The organism is Methanobrevibacter cuticularis (assembly GCF_001639285.1).
Classification (GTDB): domain Archaea; phylum Methanobacteriota; class Methanobacteria; order Methanobacteriales; family Methanobacteriaceae; genus Methanobaculum; species Methanobaculum cuticulare.
In genome coordinates this window covers 1-3,705 of sequence record NZ_LWMW01000164.1, presented here as the reverse complement: position 1 = coordinate 3,705, position 3,705 = coordinate 1, and the positions used below count along the sequence as shown (strand labels likewise).

The window sequence follows — 3,705 nt, the reverse complement described above, 5'->3', positions numbered from 1 at the left end:
TTTATTTATTAATTAATAAGATATGGTTAGTAGTTGATTGTTAAGTGTTCTTAGTTTTTAATAGCTGGATGGTATGTTGAGATATTATATTTTAATGATGAGGTGAAAGATATTATGAATAAGTTTAGAAAGACGTCTTTTGTGATGGTCTTATTGTTGCTTTTTGCTTTGTTGGTAATGGTTGGTTTATCAACTAGTTTTGCAGCAGATCGTAATATTACTAATGCGACTGATGGTGGTATTAGTGGTGCTGTTAATAGCTCTCTAGCTAACGATAAGATAATAATGTCTGATGGTATTTATTCAGGCAACAACAACAAAGACATAACAATAAATAAGAATTTAACCATTACCGGCTCTAATAAAGCCAACACAGTAATTGATCTAAGTGGTGGTAGTAAATTATTCACAATTAACTCAGGTGTGAAACTAACACTACAGAATCTAACAATAAAAAACGCAGTGATTGGTAATAATAGCTATTTAATAAATAATGATGGTTATTTAACAATGGAAAATTGTGTAGTTACAGATAATAGTTTATCGTTTAATATTCGTGAGAACACAACTTATACGAGTAATGATGTGTTGGAAGATGATAGTTATGAGTCTGGTTACCTCGTTGGTAACAATGGACAAATGAACATAATCGATACAACATTCATTAACAATAACATGAACATAAACTACCAATCCTACGAAACTGTTCCTTATACTAATACTACTACTTTGTATTTTAACAATACAATTTATAATAGTAGCGTTGTTGGCTCTGGATTCATTGTTAATAAAGGTAGGCTTAATATCACAAGATCAGAATTTACAAACAACACAATAAAAACAACAACAAACCGCGAATACAACTGGAACAACGACCAAAACATAACCATCAACATCCGAAACCCCAACAATGGAACTGTTATCGGTGAACAAACTACTCGTTATATTTATGCAATGATTGTTAACACTGGTGATTTAATTATCACACAATCCAACTTCCAAAACAACATAAACAACTATAATGAGACAAGAAACTATAACAAAAACATCACAATAACAACCAACGGCGGCAGTGGTAAAACAACAACAAATGCAGGTTTTTACAATCTCATATTCAGCAACGCTAATCTAAACATAAAAAACAGCGAATTCACTAGTAACAAATACAATCTAACATGGATATCCAACAACCTACAGCAAAATATCCCACCAACTAGTCCAGGAGGAGCAATATCTATAGGTACTGATGCTAATGGTACTACTAATGCAAATATAAATAGTTCTACTTTCAATAACAACACAGGAACTTCTTCTGGGGCAATATCTATAGGTACTGGTGTTTATGGTACTACTAATGTCAATATAGCCAATTCTAATTTCAGTAATAATATTGCACGTATTTATGAGGGTGGAGCAATACGTATGTCTACTAGTATTAGTGGTAATATTAATGTCAATATAACTAGTTCTACTTTCAATAACAACACAGCAGCTGCTAGTGGTGGTGGAGGAATTTATGCAATTGCTGGTACTAATGGTACTATGAATGTCAATATAACTAGTTCTATTTTCAATAATAACACAGCAGCTACTGGTGCTGGGGCAATATCTATAGGTACTGATACTAATGGTACTACTAATGCCAATATAACTAGTTCTACTTTCAACAACAACATCGCAAATAGTAGTGGGGCAATATCTATAGGTACTGGTGTTTATGGTACTACTAATGTCAATATAGCCAATTCTAATTTCAGTAATAATATTGCACGTATTTATGAGGGTGGAGCAATACGTATGTCTACTAGTATTAGTGGTAATATTAATGTCAATATAACTAGTTCTACTTTCAATAACAACACAGCAGCTACTAATGGTGGAGGAATTTTTGTAACTACTAATGCTAATGGTACTGTTAGTGCTGATATTCATAGTTCCAGTTTTATAAACAACACCGCAAATTATGGTGGAGGAATTTTTGTAACTACTGGTACTAATGGTAATGTTAGTGTTGTTGTGAATTATAATGCATTTTTAAATCAGTCCACTAGTACTACTATTCATAAGGCCAGTGCTTCTTCTGCTGTTGTTAATGCTAATTATAATTATTGGGGTTTTAATGGCCTTCCAAGTTTGGGCAATGTTGTTGTGAATAGTTATTATGTGCTTGGTATTACTAATATGAGTGATCTTGGTGCTGATTATACTGTTGGTGATTTATTAAGTTTTAATTATACTGTGTATTTAAATGGTACTAGTGATAGTACTAATGCTAGTAATTTACCAAGTCTTAACAGTATTTTCTATAATGATCTTTTATATGGTTATTTCAGTTTGAATGCTCCGGGTATTATACAGGTTCCTGTGCAAACTGTTGCTGGTGATGTTTTTAATTTCACTAATGCTAATGGTACTGTAATCGGAAACTTTACATTAACTGGTACTATTTATCCAGGTAGTGTTTCTAATATTACTGTTCCTGAGATTATTATTGTGAATAATACTAGTGTTGATTTGGTTATTAGTATTCCTACTAGTGTTGGTGATTTAGCTGGTCAGACTTTTAATGTTACTATTAATGGTCAAACACAAACTGTTGCTTTTACTAATGGTACAGGTACTTTTGTGGGTTATCAGTATGGTAATTTAGGGCTTAATAGTTTAAATATCACTTTAAGTGATAATCCTAACTACAATAACAGCTCTGCTATTAACAACGTTTTCTTCAAAGAAGAAACAAACATTAATGCTAATGTAAATGATACTATTTATGGTGAAAACGCAACTATTGTGATTAATACAATCACTAATGGTCAAACTCTACCTGATGGAACTTACACAGTAATACTCAACGGTGTTGAGTATAATGTAACTTTTACTAATGGTATAGGACAGGTTATTTTATCTGGTCTTAATGCAGGTGAATATAATTACACTATAATCTTCAATAGCACTGATAAATACACCGAATCAGAAACTAACATCACAATAAATGTTATCAAAGCTAATGTGAATATTGGTGTTAACTTACCATCAAATGCTACATATGGTGGAAACAGTACTATATCTGGTAACTTAACCACTAATGGTAGCTTATTAGATGGTACTTACAACATCACAGTAACTATAAATGGCGTAGAATACAATGTAACAGTTATCGATGGTCTATGGAGTTTAACAATACCTAATACAAATGTAGGAATAGCTAATGTAGATATATTTTTCTCTGGAAACAATAACTACAACGATGCAACAATAGCTACTAACTATACTGTTAATCCAAAGAATCTCGGAACTAAAATCACAATAACCTCAACAAGAAACGGCAATAAAATTACCTACAAAATCACACTAAAAGACAACCAAGGAAACACATTAGCTAACCAAAATCTCAGTCTAACTATTGCAGGTAAAACTGTGAGTCTTAGGACAAATAGTCAAGGAATTGCACAGTACACATACACAGCAACTAAAGCAGGAAAATACTACGCAAACGCAGCATACAACGGACTAAACACCGAAAACATCATCTACGGCTCTTCCAGTGCAAAATCCAACACTATATCAATCACAAAAACAAGTATAAAAATCTACCTCATCAAAGTAAGTGCTAAAACTGTAAAATATCATGGAAAAAGATACAGAGTCTATTATAAAACCTATTATATTAAAAATTACGGTATTTTAACAGGCTCTAAACTATTC

Annotated in this window: 1 protein-coding gene; it reads left to right on the top strand. The window is 32.1% G+C overall.

What is annotated here, in order from left to right; all coding sequences use genetic code 11:
• Positions 1-114 precede the first annotated feature (114 nt).
• The coding region (locus tag MBCUT_RS10190; RefSeq protein ID WP_157082588.1) for a beta strand repeat-containing protein at positions 115-3,705 on the top strand (3,591 nt) is incomplete at its 3' end.